Origin of the sequence: Mucilaginibacter sp., assembly GCF_965201005.1 — a bacterium.
In the GTDB taxonomy this organism is placed as follows: Bacteria; Bacteroidota; Bacteroidia; order Sphingobacteriales; family Sphingobacteriaceae; genus Mucilaginibacter_A.
Map to the genome: position 1 here is coordinate 3,124,535 of NZ_OZ241747.1, position 24,021 is coordinate 3,148,555.

Annotated in this window: 24 protein-coding genes; 17 read left to right on the forward strand and 7 right to left on the reverse strand. The window is 43.4% G+C overall.

Annotation, left to right across the window (positions count from 1 at the left end; genetic code table 11):
- Nucleotides 1-85: 85 nt before the first annotated feature.
- From ACOFKR_RS14305 to ACOFKR_RS14340, 8 genes are all read left to right on the forward strand, one after another.
- Nucleotides 86-844 (forward strand): class I SAM-dependent methyltransferase, encoded by a 759-nt coding sequence (locus ACOFKR_RS14305; RefSeq protein ID WP_419801483.1) that lies wholly within the window; start codon nt 86-88, stop codon nt 842-844.
- Between the two features lie 212 nt (nt 845-1,056).
- Entirely contained in the window at nt 1,057-1,197 is a 141-nt protein-coding gene (locus ACOFKR_RS14310; RefSeq protein ID WP_419801484.1) for a hypothetical protein, read from the forward strand.
- 6 nt (nt 1,198-1,203) lie between these two features.
- Nucleotides 1,204-1,566 carry a hypothetical protein gene (locus tag ACOFKR_RS14315; protein ID WP_419801485.1) on the forward strand — a complete coding sequence of 121 codons (363 nt, stop codon included), beginning with the start codon at nt 1,204-1,206 and terminating at the stop codon, nt 1,564-1,566.
- A 124-nt stretch (nt 1,567-1,690) separates the two neighbouring features.
- The gene (locus tag ACOFKR_RS14320) at nt 1,691-2,464 is read left to right on the forward strand and encodes a LiaF transmembrane domain-containing protein (RefSeq protein WP_419801486.1); all 774 of its coding nucleotides are present in this window, start codon (nt 1,691-1,693) and stop codon (nt 2,462-2,464) included.
- Nucleotides 2,465-2,628: 164 nt separating this feature from the next.
- Nucleotides 2,629-3,693, forward strand: coding sequence for a sensor histidine kinase (locus ACOFKR_RS14325; RefSeq protein WP_419801487.1), 1,065 nt, complete (start codon nt 2,629-2,631; stop codon nt 3,691-3,693).
- Nucleotides 3,694-3,697: 4 nt separating this feature from the next.
- On the forward strand, nt 3,698-4,441 hold the full coding sequence (locus ACOFKR_RS14330; RefSeq protein ID WP_419801488.1) for a LytR/AlgR family response regulator transcription factor: 744 nt from the start codon (nt 3,698-3,700) through the stop codon (nt 4,439-4,441).
- A gap of 371 nt (nt 4,442-4,812) precedes the next feature.
- Nucleotides 4,813-6,798 carry a M1 family metallopeptidase gene (locus ACOFKR_RS14335; protein ID WP_419801489.1) on the forward strand — a complete coding sequence of 662 codons (1,986 nt, stop codon included), beginning with the start codon at nt 4,813-4,815 and terminating at the stop codon, nt 6,796-6,798.
- A 174-nt stretch (nt 6,799-6,972) separates the two neighbouring features.
- Nucleotides 6,973-7,449 (forward strand): hypothetical protein, encoded by a 477-nt coding sequence (locus ACOFKR_RS14340; protein WP_419801490.1) that lies wholly within the window; start codon nt 6,973-6,975, stop codon nt 7,447-7,449.
- Between the two features lie 138 nt (nt 7,450-7,587).
- Here the strand turns inward: ACOFKR_RS14340 and ACOFKR_RS14345 are convergent, their stop codons facing one another.
- The 3 genes from ACOFKR_RS14345 to ACOFKR_RS14355 form a co-directional block, all read right to left on the reverse strand.
- A complete protein-coding gene (locus ACOFKR_RS14345; RefSeq protein ID WP_419801491.1) occupies nt 7,588-8,487 on the reverse strand; it encodes a nucleotidyltransferase family protein in 900 nt (299 codons plus the stop codon).
- An 80-nt stretch (nt 8,488-8,567) separates the two neighbouring features.
- Entirely contained in the window at nt 8,568-9,692 is a 1,125-nt protein-coding gene (locus ACOFKR_RS14350; RefSeq protein ID WP_419801492.1) for a M42 family metallopeptidase, read from the reverse strand.
- Nucleotides 9,693-9,986: 294 nt separating this feature from the next.
- A complete protein-coding gene (locus ACOFKR_RS14355) occupies nt 9,987-11,834 on the reverse strand; it encodes a chloride channel protein (protein ID WP_419801493.1) in 1,848 nt (615 codons plus the stop codon).
- Nucleotides 11,835-12,085: 251 nt separating this feature from the next.
- Between ACOFKR_RS14355 and ACOFKR_RS14360 the strand changes: the two genes are divergently transcribed.
- The gene (locus ACOFKR_RS14360; RefSeq protein WP_419801494.1) at nt 12,086-12,298 is read left to right on the forward strand and encodes a hypothetical protein; all 213 of its coding nucleotides are present in this window, start codon (nt 12,086-12,088) and stop codon (nt 12,296-12,298) included.
- A gap of 86 nt (nt 12,299-12,384) precedes the next feature.
- On the opposite strand, the gene ACOFKR_RS14365 is transcribed toward ACOFKR_RS14360, so the two are convergent.
- The 3 genes from ACOFKR_RS14365 to ACOFKR_RS14375 form a co-directional block, all read right to left on the reverse strand.
- The gene (locus ACOFKR_RS14365) at nt 12,385-13,146 is read right to left on the reverse strand and encodes a ThuA domain-containing protein (protein WP_419801495.1); all 762 of its coding nucleotides are present in this window, start codon (nt 13,144-13,146) and stop codon (nt 12,385-12,387) included.
- A 51-nt stretch (nt 13,147-13,197) separates the two neighbouring features.
- On the reverse strand, nt 13,198-14,040 hold the full coding sequence (locus tag ACOFKR_RS14370; RefSeq protein WP_419801496.1) for a sugar phosphate isomerase/epimerase family protein: 843 nt from the start codon (nt 14,038-14,040) through the stop codon (nt 13,198-13,200).
- Between the two features lie 68 nt (nt 14,041-14,108).
- Nucleotides 14,109-14,582, reverse strand: a complete 474-nt coding sequence (locus tag ACOFKR_RS14375) for a CYTH domain-containing protein (RefSeq protein WP_419801497.1) — start codon at nt 14,580-14,582, stop codon at nt 14,109-14,111.
- Nucleotides 14,583-14,743: 161 nt separating this feature from the next.
- On the opposite strand from ACOFKR_RS14375, the gene ACOFKR_RS14380 reads away from it, so the two are divergent.
- From ACOFKR_RS14380 to ACOFKR_RS14405, 6 genes are all read left to right on the forward strand, one after another.
- Nucleotides 14,744-16,057 carry a gluconate:H+ symporter gene (locus ACOFKR_RS14380; RefSeq protein ID WP_419801498.1) on the forward strand — a complete coding sequence of 438 codons (1,314 nt, stop codon included), beginning with the start codon at nt 14,744-14,746 and terminating at the stop codon, nt 16,055-16,057.
- Between the two features lie 13 nt (nt 16,058-16,070).
- Nucleotides 16,071-16,541: a RidA family protein gene (locus tag ACOFKR_RS14385; RefSeq protein ID WP_419801499.1), complete on the forward strand. Its 471-nt coding sequence runs from the start codon at nt 16,071-16,073 to the stop codon at nt 16,539-16,541.
- 72 nt (nt 16,542-16,613) lie between these two features.
- On the forward strand, nt 16,614-16,823 hold the full coding sequence (locus ACOFKR_RS14390) for a hypothetical protein (protein ID WP_419801500.1): 210 nt from the start codon (nt 16,614-16,616) through the stop codon (nt 16,821-16,823).
- Complete coding sequence (locus ACOFKR_RS14395) at nt 16,820-17,191, forward strand: type II toxin-antitoxin system VapC family toxin (protein WP_419801501.1); 372 nt, start codon at nt 16,820-16,822, stop codon at nt 17,189-17,191. The genes ACOFKR_RS14390 and ACOFKR_RS14395 overlap by 4 nt, the downstream gene beginning before the upstream one ends.
- Nucleotides 17,192-17,223: 32 nt before the next feature.
- Nucleotides 17,224-18,336 carry a D-TA family PLP-dependent enzyme gene (locus ACOFKR_RS14400; protein ID WP_419801502.1) on the forward strand — a complete coding sequence of 371 codons (1,113 nt, stop codon included), beginning with the start codon at nt 17,224-17,226 and terminating at the stop codon, nt 18,334-18,336.
- A gap of 7 nt (nt 18,337-18,343) precedes the next feature.
- Complete coding sequence (locus ACOFKR_RS14405; protein WP_419801503.1) at nt 18,344-19,417, forward strand: dipeptidase; 1,074 nt, start codon at nt 18,344-18,346, stop codon at nt 19,415-19,417.
- A 385-nt stretch (nt 19,418-19,802) separates the two neighbouring features.
- Here the strand turns inward: ACOFKR_RS14405 and ACOFKR_RS14410 are convergent, their stop codons facing one another.
- Nucleotides 19,803-22,064, reverse strand: a complete 2,262-nt coding sequence (locus tag ACOFKR_RS14410; protein ID WP_419801504.1) for a GH92 family glycosyl hydrolase — start codon at nt 22,062-22,064, stop codon at nt 19,803-19,805.
- A 336-nt stretch (nt 22,065-22,400) separates the two neighbouring features.
- Between ACOFKR_RS14410 and ACOFKR_RS14415 the strand changes: the two genes are divergently transcribed.
- Together ACOFKR_RS14415 and ACOFKR_RS14420 are read left to right on the forward strand one after the other, a co-directional pair.
- Nucleotides 22,401-22,991 (forward strand): TetR/AcrR family transcriptional regulator, encoded by a 591-nt coding sequence (locus ACOFKR_RS14415; RefSeq protein WP_419801505.1) that lies wholly within the window; start codon nt 22,401-22,403, stop codon nt 22,989-22,991.
- A 57-nt stretch (nt 22,992-23,048) separates the two neighbouring features.
- Nucleotides 23,049-23,777: an SDR family oxidoreductase gene (locus ACOFKR_RS14420; RefSeq protein WP_419801506.1), complete on the forward strand. Its 729-nt coding sequence runs from the start codon at nt 23,049-23,051 to the stop codon at nt 23,775-23,777.
- The last annotated feature ends 244 nt before the right edge of the window (nt 23,778-24,021 follow it).

Here is a 24,021-nt window from a genome sequence, read left to right on the forward strand (position 1 = left end):
GACGTTTTTTAAGTATCCCAACAACGCCAGCCTTTTCCGTTAGCGGCAATAACAAAGAACCACCACACAACAAACATAGTAAACTATGACAAGTATCGGAGAAGATATAACAAGAAAACTAATTGAAATTGCTGACATTAGGCCAGGATCAAAAGTGCTGGACTTAGGTTGCGGAGACGGGAATGTGACATTTCTACTTTCTGATTATATTGGTGCTGACGGAATAGTTGTTGGCATAGACAGCAACGAAAATGCAATTGACCGTGCAAAAAAGAAATCAAAAGAACTTGGATTGTCTAACATATATTTCTATGTTGTAGATTTAACAAAAGATGTTAAAATCAAACACTTCAATTTTGACGCAATTATTGTAAGAAGGGTTTTAATGTATTTGCCAAACCCTCAAAAGACGATTGCCACTGCAATAGAACTTTTAGTACCTGGCGGATTGTTTTTAGTACAGGAAAATAATATTTCATCAACACCAATTGGTTTGAAATCATTGCCTCTGCATAGAAAAGTAAATAACCTGATAAAGAAAACACTCGAAAAAGAAAATGTAAATTTCAATATAGGATTTGAGTTAAACACAATTCTGATAAATACTGGATTGAATGTAGAAACAGCATGGGCAGAAGCTGTATTAAGTACAGTAAACCAGCAAACATCTTGGGCTTTTTTAGCGCATGTTATGAAAGAAAGAATGTTGGTTCACAAGGTAATAAACAATGTTTCTGAATTAGAACTTGAAACTTTAGGAGAAAGACTGACTAAGGAAAGAATGGAAAATAATACAACATTTATTACTGATCTGGTTTTTTGTGCGGTTGCAAGAAAAGTCTGAACCAAAGGAGGAAATTCTTATTTTTATCTGGAAAAAAGCCATTAAAGCTATAATATTGGTTTGGCAATCAACGGCAGCAGTAAGTGCTTTTACGAAACAGTTATAACAACTTCAATATTAATAATTTTAATGAGTTTTAGTACTAAAAATTTCGCCAAACTTAAAAGCCGCAATAATTACCTTCAAATTCAAAAAATAGCCCTAAAAACAGCATGGCCAACAAAATTGAACTTAAGGAACCAAAAATCAACATAAAAAAATACCTACAAGCATCAACTTTGGAATTGGCAGGGATTTGCATCTTATTTAAAGTAAAATTTATCGCTATATTTGGTTTTAACAAGCCATTTTAAACCTAAATGCCCACAACACTACGCCAATGCCTTGATTGCGGCGAAACCATACACGGCCGCGCCGATAAAAAGTTTTGCAACGATCAGTGCCGCAGTAATTTTAACAATCAGCTAAACAGCGACAGTCATAACCTGGTGCGCAACATCAACAATACTTTGCGGCGCAACCGGCGCATTTTGCAACAGCTTAGTCCAACCGGAAAAATCAAAACTTCCCGCAAAAAGCTGAACATGCTGGGTTTTAACTTTGATCATTTTACAGGGGTTTATCAAACCCAAACCGGCAATGTTTATAATTTTTGTTACGATTACGGCTACCTGGTTTTAAACGAAGAAGAAGTTTTGATCGTAAAACGCGAAAATCCGTAATCCGCCAAAATTTCCCGCCGAAAATTAAAGGCCGTTTACCGAATATTTGCAAAGCTTTGCCCACAAGCAGTTTTTCCTGTTGATCCGTTCCGATACATTTGTGCCTATAATCACAACTCAAAAAATGAACGTCCATCATAATCCTTCTAAATATTCCGGCAAAATCATCGCCGGTTTTATTCTTACCGCCATTGGTTTGGGTTTACTGTTCCAGCAGTTAAACTGGTTCTTTTTTCCGGGGTGGCTGTTCAGCTGGCCCATGATTTTAATTATCTTCGGCCTCGTAAAACGGGCAAATAACCCAAACAACAGTTCCTGGCTGGTTTTGATCGTAATCGGCTGTTTGTTTTTGGTAGAAAAGATTTTCCCCGGCGAAAACGTGATCCGTTTGGGCTGGCCAGTTATCATCATTGCTGCCGGTTTATGGATAATTTTCCGCAGGAATTATGACTTTGGCACCAAAAATACACCGCCAAAAGAAGCATTTGCAAATGATGGTTTCCTGAACCCGGAACCTGCTGAACCGCAACCCATCAACCAAAGCCAAAACTCAACAGGTGAGGATTATCTCAATTCTTTTTCCGTGTTTGGCGATGTGAAAAAAAACATCTTTTCCAAAACATTTAAAGGCGGCGAAGTAGTAAATATTTTTGCCGGCACACATCTCGATTTCAGTCATGCTGATATTAGCGGACGCGTAGTTATCGATATCATACAACTGTTTGGCGGCACCAAACTTATCGTTCCGCCGCACTGGCAAGTGGTTTCTGATATTGCACCGATTTTTGGCGGCGTTAGTGATAAACGTACGCCCAATGCCGAACTGGCCGCCAGCGGAAAAGTGCTGGTTTTAAAAGGGGTTTCCATGTTCGGCGGCGTGGATATTAAAAGTTTTTGATGCTTTTTTTAGCATACATTTTTGAAAGCCATGCCCCAGCCCTCTCCAAAGTAGAGGGAGTTAGCTGCGCAGGTTCTTTAAGTCCCTCTCTTTTAGAGGGATTTAGTTTGAAGCGAAAAAAACACCGGTAAAAACAGTATCGACCAAAAGCAAAAAATAAAAAATTGGAAACTTCCGCTTCGTTGTTCAACAGGTTCCGTTTTATTGTGGGCGGCGGTTTGCTGGCCTGGTTTGCGCTGCAAAGTTACCTGCTGTTTGATTTTGGTTTTAGCTGGAAAATTGCCAGTACCGATGCCGCTGCCACCAGCACATTGCTTGCCGGTGCCTGTTTCCTGATCAGCAACAACCTTAAATATTACCAGCCCGAAAAAGGCCGTTCGATGTTTATTCTGGTGCTGTGTTTGGTGTTGAGCGCGGGCTGGCTCGGTGCCTGCCGCTGGCTGTTGCCGCAACTGATCCCGGATGCGGCTTACAAAGTTTTCCTGATCCAGTCTTTGCCCGTCCGTTTTTGCGTTTCGTTTTTGATTATTGGTTCGATGGCCATGCTGAGTGCCTTGCGCTACATGCAAAAAGACCAGAAAGCTTATGAAGCCCGGAAACTGGCCGCCGAAAACCTGGCCCGCGATGCCGAATTGTACAAGCTGCGCCAGCAGTTGCAGCCGCATTTTCTGTTCAACAGTTTAAATTCTATTGCTGCGCTGATTGGTTTTAAGCCGGACGAAGCGCGGAAAATGATCCATCAACTGTCCGATTTTTTGCGCGGAACTTTAAAAGAAGAGCAGCAATGGGTTTTATTACAAGCGGAACTGCAGCATCTGCAACTCTATCTTGATATTGAAAAAGTGCGTTTCGGCCACCGCCTGTCAACCGTTTTGCGTCATAACGATCAAGCTGATGCCATGATGATCCCGCCGATGCTGCTGCAGCCGCTGGTAGAAAACGCCATCAAATTTGGCTTGTACGATACCATTGGCGATGTCATCATCAGTTTGGAGGCTTTGGTGGTAAACCGGCAATTGCAAATCACGATCACTAACCCTTACGACCCGGAAACGGCACACCCGCAGCACGGCACCGGTTTTGGGCTGAGCGGTGTAAAACGGCGGTTATATCTGCTTTTTGCGCGTCACGATCTGGTGGAGGTCCAAACCCGAAACGAGATTTTCAGTATCACTTTAAAAATCCCGCAAACGGCTGATCTGCAGCAACATTTAAAACCAGTACCCTAAATTTATGTCGATAAAAACAGTATTGATTATTGATGACGAACCGCTGGCACGCTCCATCGTGCAGGAATATCTGATGCAATATCCGCAGATAACCGTTGTGCAGGAATGTGGCGATGGTTTTGAAGGCGTTAAAGCGATTATACAGCACAAACCTGATCTGATTTTTCTGGATGTACAGATGCCCAAAATCAATGGTTTTGAAATGCTGGAACTGGTGGATCAATCTCCTTCCGTAATTTTTACCACTGCTTTCGATGAATATGCCCTGAAAGCTTTTGAAGCGCACGCCGTGGATTATCTGCTGAAACCTTTCAGCAAAGAGCGGTTTAACAAAGCGGTGGACAAGTTTCTGGAAAATCAACCAAAAAAACCGGAAACAACAACCGCTTTGCTGGAAACGGCGGCAAGTTCGCCGGCACAGCATGACCGGATTGTGGTGAAAACCGGAACGAAAATTAAAGTTATCCCGATCCAGGAAGTGATTTATCTGGAAGCGGCGGACGATTACGTAAACATCCACACGGCTGGCGGCGCATTCCTCAAAAATAAAACGATGAGTTTTTTTGAGCAGATATTGGACTCAAAATTGTTTACGCGCGTGCACCGCTCCTACATCGTGCGCGTGGAGCAGATTGTGCGGATCGATCCGTACGAAAAAGAAACGCATATTCTGATCCTGAAATCCGGTGCAAAAATCCCGGTGAGCAAAGCCGGTTATGCCAAATTGAAGCTGGTTTTGGGGATTTGAGTTTTCTGTCATGCCGAATTTGTTTCGGCATCTCTCACGATTTTAAGCTTTTCACGAAGGATCCTGAAACAAGTTCAGGATGACAGCTTCTAATTTTTACCCGATAAAAACAGCATCTAAACATTGCCATTTCAGCTCAAAGGAGAAATTTTTATCGCATAATAAAAATCAAATCGCTGTAAAGAAGATTCCTCTCTCCGTTTGGAATGACAACACCAATTTTACCCGATAAAAACAGCATCTAAAATCAGTTTGAAATGGCGAGTCGGCTAAATCACAAAAAACCGTTTCTATTTGCACAGCTTACTTGGTTGTGGTACTTTAGCCAATACTGTTTTTAGGTCGGTAAAAACAGCATCATCCTAAAAAAAATGAAAAAAAACATACTCTTTTTAGCCCTGTTTTTTTGTGCAACGCCGCTTTTTGCGCAGCCGGACCGCTGGCAGCAGCACGTTAATTATACCATGGATGTGGACATGAACGTGCAAACCAACCGTTTCAGCGGTACGCAAAAACTGGAATACACCAACAACTCGCCGGATACGCTGAAGCGCGTTTTTTATCATTTGTACTGGAACGCTTTTCAGCCGAACAGCATGATGGACACGCGCAGCCGCGAACTGGGCAAAACCATCATCAACAAAAGGCAGGATTGGGACGCAAGGGTAAAAGACCGTATCCAAAAGCTTTCTGCGGAGGAAATTGGCTATCAAAAAGTGCTTTCGCTAAAAATGAACGGTATCGCCCAAAAATATAAAGCCGAAGAAACGATTCTGGTGGTGGAACTGGGCAAACCAATTTTACCGCACAGCAAAGTAGTTTTTGAGATGAATTTTGAAGCGCAGGTTCCGCTGCAAATCCGCCGCAGCGGCCGCGATAACCCGCAAACCGGCGTGCGTTATTCCATGAGCCAGTGGTACCCGAAAATGTGCGAATATGACTACGAAGGCTGGCACCCGACACCTTATGTGGCGCGTGAATTTTATGGTGTTTGGGGCGATTACGATGTTAAAATCAGGATCGACAAGAGTTATCTGATCGGCGGAACGGGTTATCTGCAAAACCCGCAGCAAATTGGTTTTGGTTACGAAGCACCGGGCATAAAAGTAACACAGCCGGCCGGCAACACTTTAACTTGGCATTTTCTGGCCCCGAACGTGCACGATTTTATGTGGGCGGCCGATCCGGATTATCGGCATTTATCGGCTTTAACTACGGATGGAAAAACCATCAACGTAATTTATAACCGCGATTTGAAGAAATTGCAGCAGGAATACGACGTGCTGAAACCGGCTCAAAAAGCCAATTATCCAACAGCTGAAAATTATATTAAAAACTGGGATGCCCGCTGGCAGGAGGTTTTAACGGCCGCCGTGCAGGAATTTCCTTATATCCAGAAAACTTTTGGCCCGTACGGCTGGAAACAATATTCTTTTGTGCAGGGTGGCGATGGCGGCATGGAATATCCGATGGCTACGCTGATTAACGGACCGAGTTTGGGCACGGTTTTCCATGAGTGGATGCATAGCTGGTACCAGGGCATGATGGCCACCAACGAGAGCGAGTATCCGTGGATGGACGAGGGTTTTACCAGTTATGCTGAGGATTTGGTCAACCGTGATTATACTGCATTTAGGTATAAAAAAATGCTGGCCGAAAACCCGGACGAGCCCAGATTAAAAGTCCTGGATTCTGTTTTGAAATCGCAGCCACATGCCGCAGCTTATAATGGTTATTACAATCTGGTGAAACTGGGTTTGCAGGAACCGCTGACCACACACGCCGATCATTACGAAACCAATGCCGCGTACAGCACTTCTTCCTATTCAAAAGGGGAAATTTTTATGGAGCAGCTGGGTTACATCACCGGCGCAAAAACACGCGATCAGATTTTGCTGCAATATTACCGCGAGTGGCATTTTAAACATCCAAACGCAAATGATTTTATGGTGGTAGCGCAAAAAGTGAGCGGAATGCAGCTGGATTGGTATAAAGAATACTGGATCAATACTACCAAAACGATTGATTACGGCATTGACAGCGTCTGGCAGGAAGGCAGCAAAACTAAAATCCGGCTGATTAATCATGGTAAAATGCCTATGCCGATTGATTTGCAGCTGACTTTTCAAAATGGCAGAAAAGTAAATTATTATGTGCCGATGTATTTGATGTTTGGCGAAAAACCGGCAGAAGCCAACCAGGAAAACCGTGTGGTAGAACAACCCTGGAAGTGGACGCACCCAACTTACACGATTGAATTTAACGGCAAATTAACAGATTTGGCTTGGATGGAAATCGATCCGACGCACCGTTTAGCGGATATAAACTGGGAAGATAATGTTTGGCGGGCAAGGTGATAATCCTTTTTAATTTTAGTATTCAGGCTGATGACCGGATGAGCTTGTTAAAGTTTGGGTAACCTGAAATGCTTCTTTTATCAGCCAAAAATCAAAAATAAATGAACTAAATTTAAGTAAGTTTTAACCGGCAAACTAACTGGCATTCTGGCTGTTTAACCTCAAATTAAAACCATGAACAACAAGAAAATCATTGCAAAGGCAATCGGGATGGGCGCAGCAGCCGGATTACGCGGTGTGGTTGCCCCAACATTGATTGGCTATTTTTTAGATAAAGGACCGGAAAGCTTTTTAAACAAGCCAAAAGTCAGTGGCAAAAAATCTTTGGCAAACACGGTCATCACCAAAGTTTTGTCTCCTTCCGGTGCTAAAAACCCTAAATTGCCGCTCAACCCAAACGGCAGGTTACTTTCGAGGAATTCTTTCGGCAAAATTGCTTCCGGGGCGATGGCCGGTGCCGGGATTTACCGTGCCAACAAAGGCGGTGCTTTTAAAGGTTTGATTTTAGGCGGGGCTTCTGCCCTTGCAGTTACCGTTGCCGGCCATTATCTGCAAAAATATCTGCATAAAAAAAGCACACCCGGCGATCGGATGCTAAAAACGGTTGGATTATTGGTTACGGTGGGCCAGCATTTATTGAAGAAAAAGTAGAAACAGGTAAGCCTCACCCTAAATCCTTCTCTTTTGAAGATGGATTTATGGTGAGGCTTTTTTAAGAATTATAATTGACTAAAAAATACCCTGTAAAAGAAGCGTGCTTCTTTTACAGGGTAAAACTTAACAATCAGCTTATTTCCACAAATTGCTTGGATAAGTGCCGTTTTGTACCAGTTCTGATATTTTTTGCTGAACGACCGGTTTATCTTCTTTGTAAGTTACGCCAAACCATTGTGCCGAAGTGGGGATCACTTTAAAAGATGCCTGTCCGGATTTGATCAATTCATCTGCTGCTTTTGGCAACAAAAATTCTGATTTCGGATCAGCCGAATTAGCTTCCACAAACTTTTTGAACAGGGGTTCCATCAAACCGTAAATCGCCGGAGAAAATCCCCAGAAATTCATCGAAGCGCGCGGATCTTCATGCAAAGGCGTTTCTACACCATTTTCTTCATACACGATCTGGCCGTCTTTTTCGTAAACTTTCAAACGCTCATTAATTTCGATCAGGTTATTATTTTCGTCAACCTTACAAACACCGCGGGAAACCGAACCGTTTTCTGATAAAGTTTTGTCCATCCGGTAACCCATCAGCGAAAAATGATTATCGGAAACTTCGCCGGTCAAAAACGCAGCCATTTTTTCAAAAGCTTCGGCGCCATAAAAATCATCCGCATTGATCACACAAAAAGGCTCCTGAACCTGGTTTTTCGCTTCTAAAACCGCATGTGCCGTTCCCCATGGTTTTGCACGTTCAATTTCCTGATCGATGCCATAAGGTTTTAGGTTGAAAGTTTGAAAAACGTATTCGGTTTCGATTTTACCGTTCAGTTTAGGTTCAAATTTCGATTTAAAACTGTCCAAAAATTCTTCGCGGATGATGAAACTGATCTTGCCAAAACCGGCCTTGATCGCATCATAAATAGAATAATCGATAATGGTTTCGCCGTTCGGGCCAAAGCCGTCCACTTGTTTCATGCTGCCGTAACGGCTGGCCATTCCGGCTGCCAGTATTAAGAGTGTAGGTTTCATTTTTTTATGTTGAATTGAATTTTTTAGTTTGAAATTTATAGGGATAAAAACAGCATCATACTGTTTTTATCCCCTAAAAGTTATGGTTTTATGTTGAAATATTTAAAATCCTGACCGTCCTGAATGTTCAGTAAAGTTTGATAGATCAGGCTGATCACGTTGTCCACATCTTCTTTATGTACCATTTCCACCGTAGTGTGCATGTAGCGCAGCGGCAACGAAATCAAAGCCGAAGGAACGCCCGTGTTGGAGTACGCAAACGCATCGGTATCCGTGCCGGTTGACCGCGAAGAAGCCTGCCGCTGGAACGGAATATTGTTTTTTTCGGCAGTTTCGACCAGTAATTTATTTACGTTCCGCTGCACCGCAGGCGCGTACGAAACCACCGGGCCGCGGCCGCAAGCCAGATCGCCTTGCGTAACTTTGTTGATCATCGGCGTTTGTGTATCGTGCGTAACATCAGTGATGATGGCCACGTCCGGCTCAATATATTCGGCAATCATGGCGGCACCTTCCAGCCCGATTTCTTCCTGAACGGCGTTTACGATGTACAATCCGAAAGGCAATTTTACGTTGTTTTCTTTTAATAAACGGGCAACTTCTGCAATCATAAAACCACCGATGCGGTTATCCAGCGCACGGCCAACATAGTAGCGATCGTTCAGTACCATAAACTCATCTTCATACGTGATCACACAGCCAACGTGTACGCCCAGTTTTTCCACTTCTTCTTTGGAAGTGCAACCGCAATCCAGCGAAATATTTTTTAGTGTCGGTGCTTCTTCCTTTTCACCGCCGCGCGTATGGATCGCCGGCCAGCCGAATACTGCTTTTACCACACCTTTTTCGGTATAAATATTTACACGTTTGGATGGCGCAATCTGATGATCGGAACCACCATTGCGGATCACGTAGATCAAACCATCACTGGTGATATAATTTACAAACCACGAAATTTCATCTGCATGTGCCTCAATTACAACACGATACGCTGCATCCGGGTTGATGATGCCCACCGCTGTACCGTAATTATCCACGTATTGTGTATCAATATAAGGCTTTAAATATTCCAGCCAAATTTGCTGCCCTTCTGCTTCAAAACCGGTTGGCGATGAGTTGTTAATGTATTTTTCTAAAAAAGTAAGTGATTCTGGCGTAACCACCGGAACGTGTACTTTTTCGGGCTTTTCTGTATTTTCAGACATATAATTTATAAAATCCTTTTTATGCTTTGTGTTGAAAAGCAAATATAGCAATCCAATCAAAAAACGGGGAATATGTTTGAAAGCGGTGGGATCAGAGGCTTGATTTAAAAAAAACTTTAGGTAGGGCTTAAACCAAATGCTTCTTTTATCTAACTAAAATTTGCTTTCACTATTATAAACTGGTGTGAGTTGTGCTGGCGGGTTTTATGTTAAATTTTTAATTCGAGGTTTCCTTCCCACAAAAAACCGAAACGACAAAAACCAATTTTATACCGGTAAAAACAGCATCCGTTTTTAGGCCGAATATCCTTTTAACAACTCGCGGTACTGGTTTAAAACAGTGGATTTGGAGATAAAACCGATAAACTTTTCATCCTGCAAAACCGGCAAATTCCAGGTATTGGTATCATCAAACTTGCGGATCACGTTGCGCATATCTTCCGCAATTTCTACGGTGGCGGGCGGTGCTTTCATTACGTGCTGCACATCCATTTCGCTGTACAATTCGTGGTTGAACATCACTGGGCGAATATCGTCCAAAGTGATGATCCCTACCAGTTCTTCCTTATTTTCGAGTACGCCGATGATGTTGCGGTGGCCTTTTTTGATCAGTTCCAGCAGTTCTTCAAAAGAAGCATTTACATCGATGGTCTGGATATCGGTTTCAATCAAATCAGGCGCATGAAGCAGCGAAAGCAGGTTGCGGTCATGCTCGGTCGTAAAAATCTCACCATCATCTGCCAGTTGTTTTAAATCCGGGGAAATAGGTGAAAAATACTTGGCAATTACAAAAGCGATCACCGAGACCAGCATCAGCGGGATAAACAAATCATAGCCGGAACTGGATTCGGCAATTAAAAAAATGGCGGTCAGCGGTGCGTACATCACGCCGCTCATTACACCGGCCATCCCCACCAGCAGCAAATTATTGACCGGTACATTCGGGAAACCCAGCTGCACATAAACCGAAGCAATAAAAAAGCCCAGCGTACCGCCGCAAACTAATGAAGGCGCAAAGTTTCCGCCTGTACCGCCGCTATAAATGGTAATTGAAGTGGCAAACGCTTTGAACACACAAATACAGCCCAGAAACAACAGTACAAACCATTGATGATAAGCAAAATACTGCAAAAAGCTGGTAGAAACCACCGCCTCAACCCGGCCGCTTGCCAGATTTTTGACAGACTGATAACCTTCGCCAAAAAGCGGCGGCAGCAAAATACAAAGCAGGGAGAGCATTAAACCACCCAGGATTGCTTTTTGAAGCCGGCTTCGTTGCAGATGCTTAAAGAAATGCTCTACCCACTGCGAAACGATTACAAAATAACGGGCATATAAACCGCAAATAATGCCTAAAATAATGTAGTAAGCAATATTGGTATAATCAAAAGCATGGCGCGCGCGAAACTGAAAAAGTATAGCTTCGTTCAAAATGATCTTGGAGAGCAAACTCCCGATCACAGCGGCCACTACCAGCGGTACGAAATCTGTAAAAACCACACCGGTAAGCAAGATTTCAAAAGCAAACATAATACCGGCTATCGGTGCATTAAAAGCTGACGCAATACCGGCCGAAGCACCGGCGGCCAGCAGCAAGGTACGTTCGCGGTAATCTAATTTATAAGTGCGCGCAAAGTTTGAACCAATGGCCGCACCGGTTACAGCAATCGGGCTTTCTAATCCGGCCGAACCGCCAAAACCTACCGTAAGCGCGCTTTGCACAATCTGCGAATACATTTTAGTGCCGGAAACTACGCTGGAATTCTGGGCAATTTCGTACAAAATAGCCGGTACACCTTTCCTTTTTTCGGTACTAAAAAAAACAATCGAACTTAACGTGGCCAGGAAAATACCCAGCACCGGCAAAACCAGGTAGTAAATAATCTGTACTTCAAAATGCACCTTATCATGCACCAGATATTCGATATAATGCACCAGCAGTTTGAGGAAAACGCCTGCCAGACCGGATGTTAAGCCAACCAAAATACCCGAGAGTAACAAAAACTGGCTCCGGGTTACGTTGTTGCGTATCCAGAGCAAAATTATTTCGTAGCTTTTGGCTTTAAGAATGCTGCTTTTTCTGAAACCTTTTAGCAGTTGAATGAATTGAGCATACTTCTTTTTCCGACTAAATTCTGTCATTCAATTAGTTTACGTTGGCAAATGGAGTTTGCACCGAAGGAATTATCATTATTATTTTACAAAAGTAATAATTGTTGCAATCTTAAAAAATCTATTCAGAACCAACAGCTATAAAAACCCGGTTAAATATCACCATATAATAGTTAAGCAGGGGAAATACTGTTTTTATCCTACTTTTTTTTGCCGGGAACCATTCTTCGAAACAGAAATTATGAAAACATAATTATATTTGTGGCAGTTAAAACATGATTATGAAAATTTTAGGTCTTCTTATTGCGTTGGGTGGTATTGTGATACTGGGTTGTACTTTAGTTTTAACGCCTTCCCATTCTTATAATGCTGTTGATTCTACTAATGGTATCTCGGCTAATGCAGCAATATTTTTTGGGGGATTGATTGTTTTCGGTGCAGGTATTGTGATCTATGCCAATAACATTGCTAAAAACCCTAATAATACGAAGTAATATCTGGCCGAATAATCTTTTGGCCGATCATTCAAGTGCCCCAACAAATTTTATTAATTGAGATTGATCTCAGCAATCAATCAAAACTATTTTTTTCCGGTTGCCGCCCAAAATATTCCGGCATACAAATGATTTAGAAAAGCAGGTTCGCTAAAATTGGTTGGCAAATGGCCCAAAGCGGTGTAAAACGCGCGGCCGCCATCGTAATTGTGGTACCAAGCCAGCGGATGCAACGCGCCCATTCCCTGCCCTTTTCCTCTGGCGCCCCAATCTGTTTTCGGGTTGTAGGTGGTTTCATCTACGCCTAAAATGTAATTTAAGCCGGTTGTTTTTTCCGGACCAAATTCATACCATTCTTCGGTCCATAATTTACCGTTTGCAAAACCTTGTAAACCTGGAAACTTCGCATCCAAAACTTTCATTTTTGCCGTTTGCACAGTTGGATGAATATGGAACATGCGGCCAACCAGTTTGGTGTACCAATCCCAATCGTATTCTGTATCCGAAGCACTGTGGATGCCTACAAAACCTTTCCCGGATTGAATAAAACGCTCCATTACTTTTTGTTGTTTTTCGTCGAAAATATCACCCGTTGTATTCAAAAAAATCACCGCCTGAAACTGCTCCAGATATTTATCTGTAAAACCGTTCGGATCTTCCCACAAAACCACATCAAAAAAATTGCGCACGCCCATTTGCTGCAAAGCCAGCACGCCGGCATGGATAGATTCGTGGTGCCAGCCGCGCGTAGTGGTAACCAGCAACACTTTAAACTGCTTTTGTGCATTGGCTGCCGTAAAACAGCATTGCAGGCTTATAAAAATCAAAAATATTTTGAGGTTTTTCATCAGGATCAGGTTTAGGTTGATGAATTTATGCCGATAAAAACAGCATCGGTTTTACAGTTTTTTCAGAAAATCAAAATCATACTGCATGGCTTGCAAGGCCGGGACCGTATATTCTTCCTGCTCTACAAAGTAATTTTTCATGCCGGCTGCTTTGGCCTGGGCAAGCAATGCTTTCAAATCAATATCTCCTTTGCCAAACTCGGTGCTGTGCCTGGCCGTTTTGCTCATGTCTTTTAAATGCCACAGCGGGAAACGGCCCGGATATTTCTTAAAATACACCGCCGGATCACTTCCCGCCAAAATCAGCCAGCCCAGATCCATCTCAAATTTCACTTTTGCCGGGTCGGTTTCGTTCAGCAAAACATCGTACAAAACCTGTCCATTTTCTTTTTCAAATTCTGATTCGTGGTTGTGATAACCAAAAACCAGGTTGGATTTGGCCGCAATTTCTGCAGATTTATTAAAAACTGCTGCCGCCCGTTTGTAATTGCTTACCGTTTGGCCTTCGCTCGGCATTACCGAGCAGATCAGATAAGTCTGACCGGATTCTGCAGCTTCGTCCACTGTTTTCTGCCAGTTTTTTGGGTCGATGTGTACATGTCCGCTCAGTAATTTCATCCCCAAATCCGAAGCAATTTTTTTAAATTCTTTTGGCTGTAAACCATAATAACTGCCTTTTTCGCTTCCGGCAGATTCCAGGTTTTTAAACCCAATGGCCGCCAGTTTTTTCAGCGTTCCGGGCGCGTCGGCCAGCATATCGTTACGAACAGAATAGAGTTGGATGCCCACATTTTGTACCGGCGCGGCAGTTAAAAAACCAGGCATAAAAGCAGCACCGGCGGTTAGCGCAGCGGCATTTCTGATAAAATCTTTTCTGGTTTGCAGCTTCATCATCGTTTAATTGGTAGGCTAAGATGCTGTTTTTATGCCGATAAAAACAGCATCGGCCTTTTTATTTTGCATTAATTTTTCCAGGATTTATACGGATGCAAAACCAGGTTAGAATTGTAATAACGGGCATCATCGCTGATTTCCTGCAATAAAAAACCCGGTTTTTCAAAAGTGTCGTTTTCGTTTTCCAGTTCGATTTCGGCCACCAGCAAACCTTCGTTTTCGCCCGAAAAAACATCAATTTCCCAAACTTTTCCGCCCAGCGGAACGCGGTATCGTGTTTTTTCAATCCCTTTCAAACCAAAACTTTCCAGCAGTTCCAGGGCATCTTCCTGCGGGATTTCGTACTCAAATTCCTTCCGCGTAAAACCTTTTGTTGCACCTTTTATGGTGATAAATGCCTGATTTCCAGCCGTCCGGATTCTCACCGTTTTATCTTTTTCGTTTACCAGATAACCCTGGCGATAAGGCTTTCCTTCCGGTTTTTCAAATTTTTCCCATTGCTGCGGATCAACCAAAAACTTTCTTTCTGTTTCTACACCCATTTTGCCGGTTTATTTGCGATGAACAAACCAAAAGCCGGTTTTGATTTGATGAAATTATACCGATAAAAGAAGCATTGCGGCAAATCCAAACAAACAACCTGCAAAAATAAGTTTTTGAAATCCCGGCAGATCGTTTTACCTTCCGCCAACCTTTTCGCCTCATGGTTTTCTTCATCCTATTCCTCAGCATTGCCGGCCTGATCGTGCTCATCAGCATCGCAAAAGTGCATCCGTTCCTGGCTTTTTTGCTGATCTCGATTTTTGCCGGGATTTCCCTCGGCCTGCCTTTAAATAAAATCGCCGCCTCGATGGAAAAAGGCATCGGCGATATTTTGTCTTCTCTCGTAATCCTGATTACATTGGGCGCGATGTTTGGCAAACTGGTGGCCGTAAGCGGTGCAGCGCAGCGCATTGCCACAATTATTGTAAACGCGGCCGGACAAAAAAACATTCCCTGGGCCATGATGACGATCGGATTCATCATCGGTATCCCGCTTTTTTACGGTATCGGTTTTGTGCTGATGGTGCCGCTGATCTTCTCGGTGGTTTACAAATATAAATTGCCCGCAGTGGCCGTTGGTTTGCCCATGCTGGCCGCGCTTTCGGTTACGCACGGTTTTTTGCCGCCGCACCCTTCGCCCTCCGCGCTGGTTACGCAGTTTCATGCCAATATGGGTTTAACACTGCTGTATGGCGTTGCACTGGCGGTCCCGTCAATCATTATAGCCGGGCCGGTTTTTTCTTCAACTTTAAAAAAAATCCCTTCCAGTCCGCTTAAGTCTTTTGTGGCCGAAGAACTGCCCGAAAGCCAGCTGCCCGGCACGTTCAACGCTTTTTTTACCGCTGTTTTACCGGTTTTATTGCTGATCGGAACCACCGTTGCCACGCTGTTTTTACCGCAGCAATCTCCGTTTCATCCTTTGGTCAGCTTTTTGGCTGCACCTTCTGTTGTACTGATCATCGCCCTAAGTTACGCTACGTTTTCGCTGGGTATTTTTCAGCATAATAGCATGACCAAAGTGATGGGTTTTTACACGGATGCCGTAAAAGATATTGCTTCTATCCTGCTTATTATTGCCGGTTCGGGCGCGCTGAAACAGGTTTTAACGGATACGGGCATCAACAACCAATTTGCCGCCGTTTTGCAAAACCTGCACATCCAGCCGCTTATTTTAGGCTGGATTATTGCCGCCACCATTCGCGCTTGCATTGGTTCGGCCACAATTGCAGGCTTAACCACGGTTGGTTTTATTTTGCCGATCATGCTTAGTTCGCACACCAACCCCAACCTGATGGTGCTTTCTGTTGGTGCAGGAAGTCTGGCTTTTTCGCACGTTAACGATTCCGGTTTCTGGCTTTTTAAAGAATATTTTAACCTCAGCATCAAAAACACTTTTTTGTCCTGGTCGCTCATGGAAATTATTGTTTCCGTGGTTGGCTTAATGGGCGTAATCATTTTAAACAGCATTTTATAACGATAAAAACAGCATGGAAAATTTAACTGCCGACGAGCGTTTTGCACCTCTCAACTTAACTTTGCCACCGGCACCAAAACCTCTGGGCGTGTACAAACCTTTTTTAATCGATGGAAAATATTTATATCTCTCCGGCCATGGCCCGGTTCGGGAAGATAAAAGTCTGATCATTGGCCGCATCGGAGACACGATCAGCATGGAAGATGGCAAACTGGCCGCTCGGCAGGTTGGTTTAACGATGCTTTCAACCATTAAAACAAATTTAGGAAGTTTGGATAAAGTTAAGCGCGTTATCAAGGTTTTGGGCATGGTCAACTGTACGCCGGATTTTGAAAAACATCCGTACATTATCAACGGCTGCAGCGAACTTTTTGCGCAGGTTTGGGGCGATGAAAACGGCATCGGCACACGCAGCGCAGTAGGTTTTGGTTCGCTTCCAGATAACATTCCGGTGGAAATTGAAGCGCTGATGGAATTATGGTGATTCTGAATATTGATGATTTTTACCTGATAAAAACAGTATCAGCCAGCAACAATATTTTATTAAATTTGAGATATGGAAAAGCTCATCATCAACGTACCAGAAGAAAAAAGTCAATTGGTAAAGCAATTGTTAAAAGAATTAGGCGTAACCATCGAACAGGAAAAAATGGACATGGAAGCTTATCGAAAAGATTTAGCTCAAGTTTCAACCTGGAGTGAGGAAGAAGTGAAAATCTTTGAAGAAACAATCGAGCATTTAAACAAGACTGAGCTACAAGAATGATAATTGATACCAGTATCATTATTCAATATATAAGAACTAAAAATAAGTCTGCAACGATATTATATAATATTCCAAATCAAGAGAAATTATTTATTTCTACGGTTTCTTTGTATGAGCTATACATAGGTGCAAACTCAATAGACAAAAAGCTTGACATACAATTAGTTACGCGTAATTTAGTTGTTCTTCCATTTACTTATCCGGCTTCACTTAAAGCAGCTGAAATTTATCTTCAGCTAAAAGCCAAAAACCAACTCATTGAATTTAGAGATATTTTTATTGCAGCTACTTGCATCACACATAATTTGCCCATCTCAACTTTAAACAAAAAGCATTTTGAGCGGATTGAAGGATTAAAAGTTGCTTAGACAAAAGATGATTTTATACCGATAAAAACAGCATGTCCGAATCTTCCTGGTACCAAATCAGCCACACCGAAAACCTGCAAACGCCCGCATTGGCAATCTACCCAAACCGCGTTCGGCAAAACATTGATTTATTGATTAGCAAAATCGACCATGTCAGCCGTTTGCGGCCGCACATCAAAACCTGCAAAGCCATTGAGCCTGTTTTGATGATGCTTTCTGCCGGAATCCGTAAGTTTAAATGTGCCACAATTGCCGAAGCGGAAATGCTGGGCATGGCGAAAGTGCCGGACGTTTTATTGGCATATCAGCCGGTTGGTGCCAATGTGGAACGGTTTTTAAACTTGATGCAAAAGTTTCCCGAAACCAGTTTTTCCTGTTTGGCGGACAATCAATTTTCCGCAGAAAAACTGAACGAAGCGGCGCGGCAAAGTTCAACCCAAATCAAGGTTTATGTTGATCTGAACGTTGGCATGGACCGCACTGGCATCGACCCAAAACACGCCGCCGCATTTTACGGTTTTTGTGCCATAAAAGAAGCATTGATCCCGGTTGGTTTGCACGCTTACGATGGCCACATCCATGAACCGGACGTTGAAATCCGCAGAAAAGAATGGCATACTGTTTTTATGCAGGTAAAAACAGTATCGGCAGAAATTATGGAAAAAGGTTTTGACAAGCCCAAAATTATCGCCGGAGGAACGCCAACTTTCCCGTTTTATGCTGAAGAAACTGATGTAGAATGCAGCCCGGGGACGTTTGTTTACTGGGACGATGGCTATCAGTCCCACTTCGCCGAACAGCCTTTTTTGCCGGCCGCTTTGGTGGTTTGCCGGGTGATTTCGCTGCCGGACGAAACAAAAATTTGCCTGGATCTTGGTCACAAATCCATCTCCGCAGAAAACGGCCTGCAGCAACGTGTCCGTTTTTTGAACGCGCCGGAATTGAAACTTATTTCCCAAAGCGAAGAACATTTGGTGGCCGAAGCAGGTGAAAACCATCGATATCAAATCGGCGATGTTTTGTACGGCCTGCCTTACCACATTTGCCCAACGGTCGCGCTGCATCAGTTTGGCGTAACGATCGAAAACCATGAAATAACCGGAAGCTGGGAAACTTTGGCCCGGAACCGAAAAATTACCTTATAAAAACAGCATGTTTATTGTTGATGCACACCTCGATTTGAGTATGAACGCGATGGAATGGAACCGCGATCTCACAAAATCTGTAGCCGAAATCAATGCGCGCGAACAAGGTTTGACCGATAAACCTGATCGCGGAAAAGCCACCGTTTCGCTGCCGGAACTGCGCAAAGGGAACGTTGGTTTGGTTGTGGCCACGCAAATTGCGCGTTATGTTGCGTCGGGCAATCCGCTTCCGGGCTGGCACTCGCCGGAGCAGGCCTGGGCGCAAACGCAAGGGCAGTTGGCATTTTACAAAGCCATGGAATTTGCGGGCGAAATGGTGCAGATCAATGATTTGGAAACGCTGGACAGGCATTTGGTTTTGTGGGAAAATGCATCCCTCTCCGCAGAAAAGAAACCAATTGGTTATATTTTGAGTTTGGAAGGCGCGGATTCCATCATTTCCATGGCGCATTTGGAAAAGGCTTATGTTGATGGTTTGCGCGCGGTCGGCCCGGCGCATTACGGGCCCGGCAGATACGCGCAAGGTACGGATGCAACCGGTTTTATGGGCGAAAAAGGCCATGAACTGTTGCGGAAAATGGAAGAACTGAACATCATTTTGGATGCCACGCATTTGTGCGATGACAGTTTTTGGGAAGCTTTAGACCATTTTAACGGCCCGGTTTGGGCGAGCCACAACAATGTCCGCGCACTGGTGGACCACAACCGGCAATTCAGCGATGAACAAATTAAAGCGTTGATCGATCGTGGTGCCGTGATTGGCGGCGCGCTGGATGCGTGGATGATGGTGCCCGGCTGGGTCCGCGGGCAATCAGACCCAAAAGCGATGAACTGTAATTTGGAGGTGATGATCGATCATCTGGACCATATTTGCCAACTTGCGGGAAATTGTTTGCATGTGGGCATCGGGTCTGATCTTGACGGCGCTTTTGGCCGCGAACAATGCCCGTACGATTTGGAAACGATTGCCGATCTGCAGAAAATGGAGGATTTATTGATCAAAAGAGGCTTTTCCACAGAAGATGTCAAAAATATTTTATCTGGTAATTGGATCCGGTTTTTGAGGAAGGCTTGGGGATGAATTGATATGAAAGGTCTTAGGATTTTTAGGTTACTGCCCGGGGGTTTGCAAACCTGGACAGCAAGTGTAACTGCCTTAAAGCCTCTTCAAAAGTTATATCAGAAAAAATGTAATGCTTCTTTTATCGCCTAAAAACTGGAAATCCACATGCTTCTTTTATCGGCCTAAATTTGGAAAACAAACTTTACGGGCATAAAAGAAGCACAATGCTTTTTTCAAAATGAATTGAAACAGGCTATTAAAGTTTAAATCAATTTTTAAATAAAATACACACCATTTTTTAGGTGATAAAAGAAGCTTATCAAACAGGTTGTTGAAATATTTTATAAAAGGACTATCCTGAGCATAGTGTTTGATAAAATTCCCGGCCCGTTGTTTTAAAGCATTATTTTGTATAAATATCCAGTCCTTTACCTTTACGCATATCATCGTAATCAACAAACCATCCTTTAAGGGGAGCTCCGCCGATCGTGATTTTGTCAATATTTTTGCCTCCTCCTTTTTTGGTGATGGTAAATTTCTTATCACCGCCAAGCTGCATTTCAATTTTATCAAAAACGGGTACCGACACAATATATTCCGGGTCTGCAGGCGAATACGGATATATTCCCATGGCAGCAAATACATAAAATCCTGTAAGCGAGCCGTGGTCGTCCATTCCAGCCAGTGCCAGGCCTTCAGGGCCCATGCCAAAGTATTTTGACATCAGCGTGTTGAGCACGGCTTGTGATTTTGCTGGTTTGTTCACGAAATAATAAAGGTATGGGTAGTTGATATCAGGTTGATTGCCCATACAGAACTGCCCAAGGAAGCAGGAAAGATTATCCTTTGCATATCCGCCCCAAGGAATAGAAAAAAGCGAATCTACTTTAAGCTCGAAATCTTTAGGGCTTTTGTACAATGCTATAAGTCCGTGCGGATCCTGCGGTACAAAGAATGATGCCTGCCAGGCATTTGCCTCTCGGTACATAAATTCATAGTAAGGATACTGAGGGTCGAATGGTGCGTACCATTTTCCATCCGCCAGGCGGCCCCGCATCAATTCGGTTTGAGGGTCAAATACGTTTTTGTAGTTCTTGCTACGCTTCATCATCGTGTTGTAGGTGCCTTTGTCGCCCAGGGCTTTAGCCATTAGTGCTATTGAATAATCTGAGTAAGCGAATTCAAGCGTTTTTGTGGTCCCTGCGGTAGATACGGTTTCGGTAGTAGGATGCGGAATATTTGCTTCGGGAACATAACCTAATCGGAGGTATTCACCGTTGTGCGGCCTTGCACCTCTTACACTGCTGCTGGTAGGTGTATTAGCGTTGTTAAGCATCAAATGGTATGCTTTCTGCACATCGTAGCCCCTTATGCCACGCAGATAGGAACCAGCTATGTAAGATGAAGCGAAATCGCCATGGAAAGAAGTGGGCAAAAATCCGCCGGAATGCTCTCCGGTAAAAATAAGAGACTTAATGATATTGTTGCTTACTTCGGGCTGCAGCATATCTACAACAACAAGTTGCGTACGGAAAACGTCCCAAAACCCCGGGCTTTGATAAGTTTCAAACCCAGGTATCGTATCCTTTAAGGTATGCGTGGCTGCCGGAGACACAATTTCGCCCGGAACGTGCTTCCTTCTTTCATAAATAGCTACTTTACCATCCACATCGCTGGTGACACACGGGTACCAGAACTGCCTGTACAGGCAGGAATAGAACATTACTTTTTGCTTTTGTGTCCCGCCGGTAACTTTAACCTGGTTAAGGAGCTTTTCCCAGCTTTCGTCAGCTTCTTTATAAACCTGATTAAAGTTCTTGTTGGCTATTTCTGTAGTACAGTTAAGTTTTGCACCATCGGGACTAACGCTTGACAGGCCAATTTTAACTTCCAATGGCTTGTCAGATTTTTCAAAACTGATAACAGGCATATCTATGTTGCCGGTAAGCTTTCGCTGGCCACCTGCACCCTGGCCACTGCGCGGTATATCAGGTTGGTTTGGATTGCGTTTGCTGATGTCGATACTTTTGATCTTATGGTTCATCACGGCATAGAAATAAAGGCTGCCTTGTCTTCCCACAACAATATTGTCGCCTGCCTTGTTTATTTCCCAGGTACTGCTACCGCCGCCTGCATGTACAAGGTCAAATGCAAGTTTTTTGTCTTGACCACCTTTATAGGTAAATTTATAGTACGCAGCCCTCTTGGTCGCGGTAAGTTCTGCGTTGATGTTGTAGCGGTCCAACAGCACCTGGTAGTATCCGGGGCGTGCAGTTTCTTTTGCGTGCGTGTATGTTGAGGCAAAATCATCGGCCGTAAAATTTTTACCTTCCAGAGGCATAATTGGGATGTTCTCTCCTTCCCAATCGGTACCGCTGGTTTGAGCGAAAGCTTTGATTGTGTTTACTTCGTACTCATAGCCGCTACCGCTGCCATAGGTAGTGATCGGGACCGCCTCTACCATGCCGAACGGTACACAGGCCGCCGGGCCCACAAGGCCATTCCAGGTGCGCCAGGGCGGATTATAGCCAAGCTCGGCAGAATCCGTCAAAACTGTCGTACCGATCAATGGGTTTACGTAATTCGTGAGACGGACCTTAGCTTGCCCAAGTGTTAGGGCAGGCAAAATGACCCCAGCCAAAACAAGCCTCGTTATTTTTTTCATTATATGATTTAACTAAAGATTTAATATTTATAAGCCTGTTAAATTTATATTAAAAAAATCTATGATGCTTCTTTTATCCTATAAATTTTGTATTTCAATTTTATACCGATAAAAGAAGCATGGTTTTTCCTCATTTTTTTATGTGGTAAAAGAAGCATGGAAAATAGATTGGATAAATTTAAACAGGCTCTAAAACTAATAAAAAGAAAAGACAGGCAATAATGCAGTAACAGGATTACTACGCAGCCAACAATGTGCAAATAATGCCTTTGTCCCGAAAACAAACAAATTAATTTTAAACTGACTCTTATATTTGTAACGTTAGTTATAATACTTATGCCCAAATTTGAATTGTTTAACAAAGAAACAGCCCTGGAAAATGCCCTGAACCTGTTTTGGGAAAAAGGGTACAACGGCACGTCTATCCGCGACCTGGAAAAAGTGATGGGGCTGGGCAAATCCAGTATCTATAATTCCTTTGGGGATAAGGAAACATTGTTTTTTGCCGCGCTTAAACATTATATGAACTTCGAACAAGCGCGCATCAGCGAAAGTATCATCGGAGCCGGTAATGCCCTGGCCGCGATCCGTGCATTATTTGGTTGTGTAATGCAGCCGCCACAGTTCCAGGAAAAAAAACTATCGGGTTGCCTGCTCGTCGATTCATTTACCGAACTGGCACAAACTAACCCCGCTGTCCGTCAGTTTGCAGATGATGCCAAAACATCCACCTTGCAGCTATTAAAAGTGCTGGTAATCAAAGGGCAGCAGCAGGGCGATATCCCTTCTGAAAAAAACCCGGCAGAACTGGCCTTATACCTGTTTTCCAACATGCAGGGTTTAAAAGTAACCAATATACTGGTCAAAAACCCAAAAGAACTGGTGCCGATTGTAGAAACTATCCTGAAAAGCCTGACCGCTATTTGACAATTATTATTTGTAACAGTTGTATCAAATGATTTGCTTTGACAAAATGTAATTCAGATGAAAAAATTAGAAAACAAGGTAGCGGTTATTACCGGGGCTACTTCAGGTATGGCTTTGGCCACAGCAAAATTATTTGTACAGGAAGGTGCTTATGTGTTTATCACCGGACGCAGGCAAAAAGAACTCGACGAAGCGGTTGCAGCTATCGGTAGCAATGTAAGCGGCGTATTAGGCGACTCGGCTGTCATGAGCGACCTTGACCGATTATTCGAGACGATTAAAAATGAAAAGGGTCACATTGATGTCCTGTTTGCCAGTGCCGGAACAGCGGAATATGCGCCGCTTGGGTCTGTAACAGAAGAATCATTTGACAACACGTTTAACCTTAACGCCAAAGGAACTTTCTTCACGGTGCAAAAAGCATTGCCTTTATTAAGTAACAATGCTTCTATCATCATGACGGGCACTATTGCTACAATTAAGGGCATGGAAAACCTCAGCGTTTATGGTGCGAGCAAAGCCGGTTTGCTAACCTTTGCAAAAGTTTGGACAAATGAACTAAAGTCAAGGGGTATCCGTGTAAATGTATTGAGCCCCGGTCCGATAGACACGTCGGTATTTCAAGGACGTGGAGATATGAAGGCACAAATGGCTTCAATGGTCCCGATGGGCAGGATTGGAAAACCGGAGGAAATTGCCACTACAGCATTATTCCTGGCTTCTGCTGATTCAGGCTTTATTACCGGCAGTGAGATTTGTGTTGACGGAGGACTGGCACAGGTATAGCAAAAGAACACCAAAAATACGATAAAAAGAATGTCGGGCCTTTGTTGGGTCCGCTTCTTTGCTATTTCTGCCAAATGGCCGGGAATGAAAAATTTACCGGATAAAAGAAGATTTTCTTAGGAAGATGTCAGGAATGTTTTGTCTGGTAATTGTTGAGGTTTAATTAAAGGCTTAAAAGTTTTCAACCCTATAATTTGATTTGCAAATCCGGATTATAAAGTTTGCTTTGGCAATTCCCGCCGAC

Bases quoted from the DNA above. Each gene is read 5' to 3' on its own strand.
- ACOFKR_RS14305 (WP_419801483.1), top strand. From the start codon at position 86: ATGACAAGTATCGGAGAAGATATAACAAGAAAACTAATTGAAATTGCT.
- ACOFKR_RS14310 (WP_419801484.1), top strand. From the start codon at position 1,057: ATGGCCAACAAAATTGAACTTAAGGAACCAAAAATCAACATAAAAAAA.
- ACOFKR_RS14315 (WP_419801485.1), top strand. From the start codon at position 1,204: ATGCCCACAACACTACGCCAATGCCTTGATTGCGGCGAAACCATACAC.
- ACOFKR_RS14320 (WP_419801486.1), top strand. From the start codon at position 1,691: ATGAACGTCCATCATAATCCTTCTAAATATTCCGGCAAAATCATCGCC.
- ACOFKR_RS14330 (WP_419801488.1), top strand. From the start codon at position 3,698: ATGTCGATAAAAACAGTATTGATTATTGATGACGAACCGCTGGCACGC.
- ACOFKR_RS14335 (WP_419801489.1), top strand. From the start codon at position 4,813: ATGAAAAAAAACATACTCTTTTTAGCCCTGTTTTTTTGTGCAACGCCG.
- ACOFKR_RS14340 (WP_419801490.1), top strand. From the start codon at position 6,973: ATGAACAACAAGAAAATCATTGCAAAGGCAATCGGGATGGGCGCAGCA.
- ACOFKR_RS14345 (WP_419801491.1), bottom strand. From the start codon at position 8,487: ATGAAACCTACACTCTTAATACTGGCAGCCGGAATGGCCAGCCGTTAC.
- ACOFKR_RS14350 (WP_419801492.1), bottom strand. From the start codon at position 9,692: ATGTCTGAAAATACAGAAAAGCCCGAAAAAGTACACGTTCCGGTGGTT.
- ACOFKR_RS14355 (WP_419801493.1), bottom strand. From the start codon at position 11,834: ATGACAGAATTTAGTCGGAAAAAGAAGTATGCTCAATTCATTCAACTG.
- ACOFKR_RS14360 (WP_419801494.1), top strand. From the start codon at position 12,086: ATGAAAATTTTAGGTCTTCTTATTGCGTTGGGTGGTATTGTGATACTG.
- ACOFKR_RS14365 (WP_419801495.1), bottom strand. From the start codon at position 13,146: ATGAAAAACCTCAAAATATTTTTGATTTTTATAAGCCTGCAATGCTGT.
- ACOFKR_RS14370 (WP_419801496.1), bottom strand. From the start codon at position 14,040: ATGATGAAGCTGCAAACCAGAAAAGATTTTATCAGAAATGCCGCTGCG.
- ACOFKR_RS14375 (WP_419801497.1), bottom strand. From the start codon at position 14,582: ATGGGTGTAGAAACAGAAAGAAAGTTTTTGGTTGATCCGCAGCAATGG.
- ACOFKR_RS14380 (WP_419801498.1), top strand. From the start codon at position 14,744: ATGGTTTTCTTCATCCTATTCCTCAGCATTGCCGGCCTGATCGTGCTC.
- ACOFKR_RS14385 (WP_419801499.1), top strand. From the start codon at position 16,071: ATGGAAAATTTAACTGCCGACGAGCGTTTTGCACCTCTCAACTTAACT.
- ACOFKR_RS14390 (WP_419801500.1), top strand. From the start codon at position 16,614: ATGGAAAAGCTCATCATCAACGTACCAGAAGAAAAAAGTCAATTGGTA.
- ACOFKR_RS14395 (WP_419801501.1), top strand. From the start codon at position 16,820: ATGATAATTGATACCAGTATCATTATTCAATATATAAGAACTAAAAAT.
- ACOFKR_RS14400 (WP_419801502.1), top strand. From the start codon at position 17,224: ATGTCCGAATCTTCCTGGTACCAAATCAGCCACACCGAAAACCTGCAA.
- ACOFKR_RS14405 (WP_419801503.1), top strand. From the start codon at position 18,344: ATGTTTATTGTTGATGCACACCTCGATTTGAGTATGAACGCGATGGAA.
- ACOFKR_RS14410 (WP_419801504.1), bottom strand. From the start codon at position 22,064: ATGAAAAAAATAACGAGGCTTGTTTTGGCTGGGGTCATTTTGCCTGCC.
- ACOFKR_RS14415 (WP_419801505.1), top strand. From the start codon at position 22,401: ATGCCCAAATTTGAATTGTTTAACAAAGAAACAGCCCTGGAAAATGCC.
- ACOFKR_RS14420 (WP_419801506.1), top strand. From the start codon at position 23,049: ATGAAAAAATTAGAAAACAAGGTAGCGGTTATTACCGGGGCTACTTCA.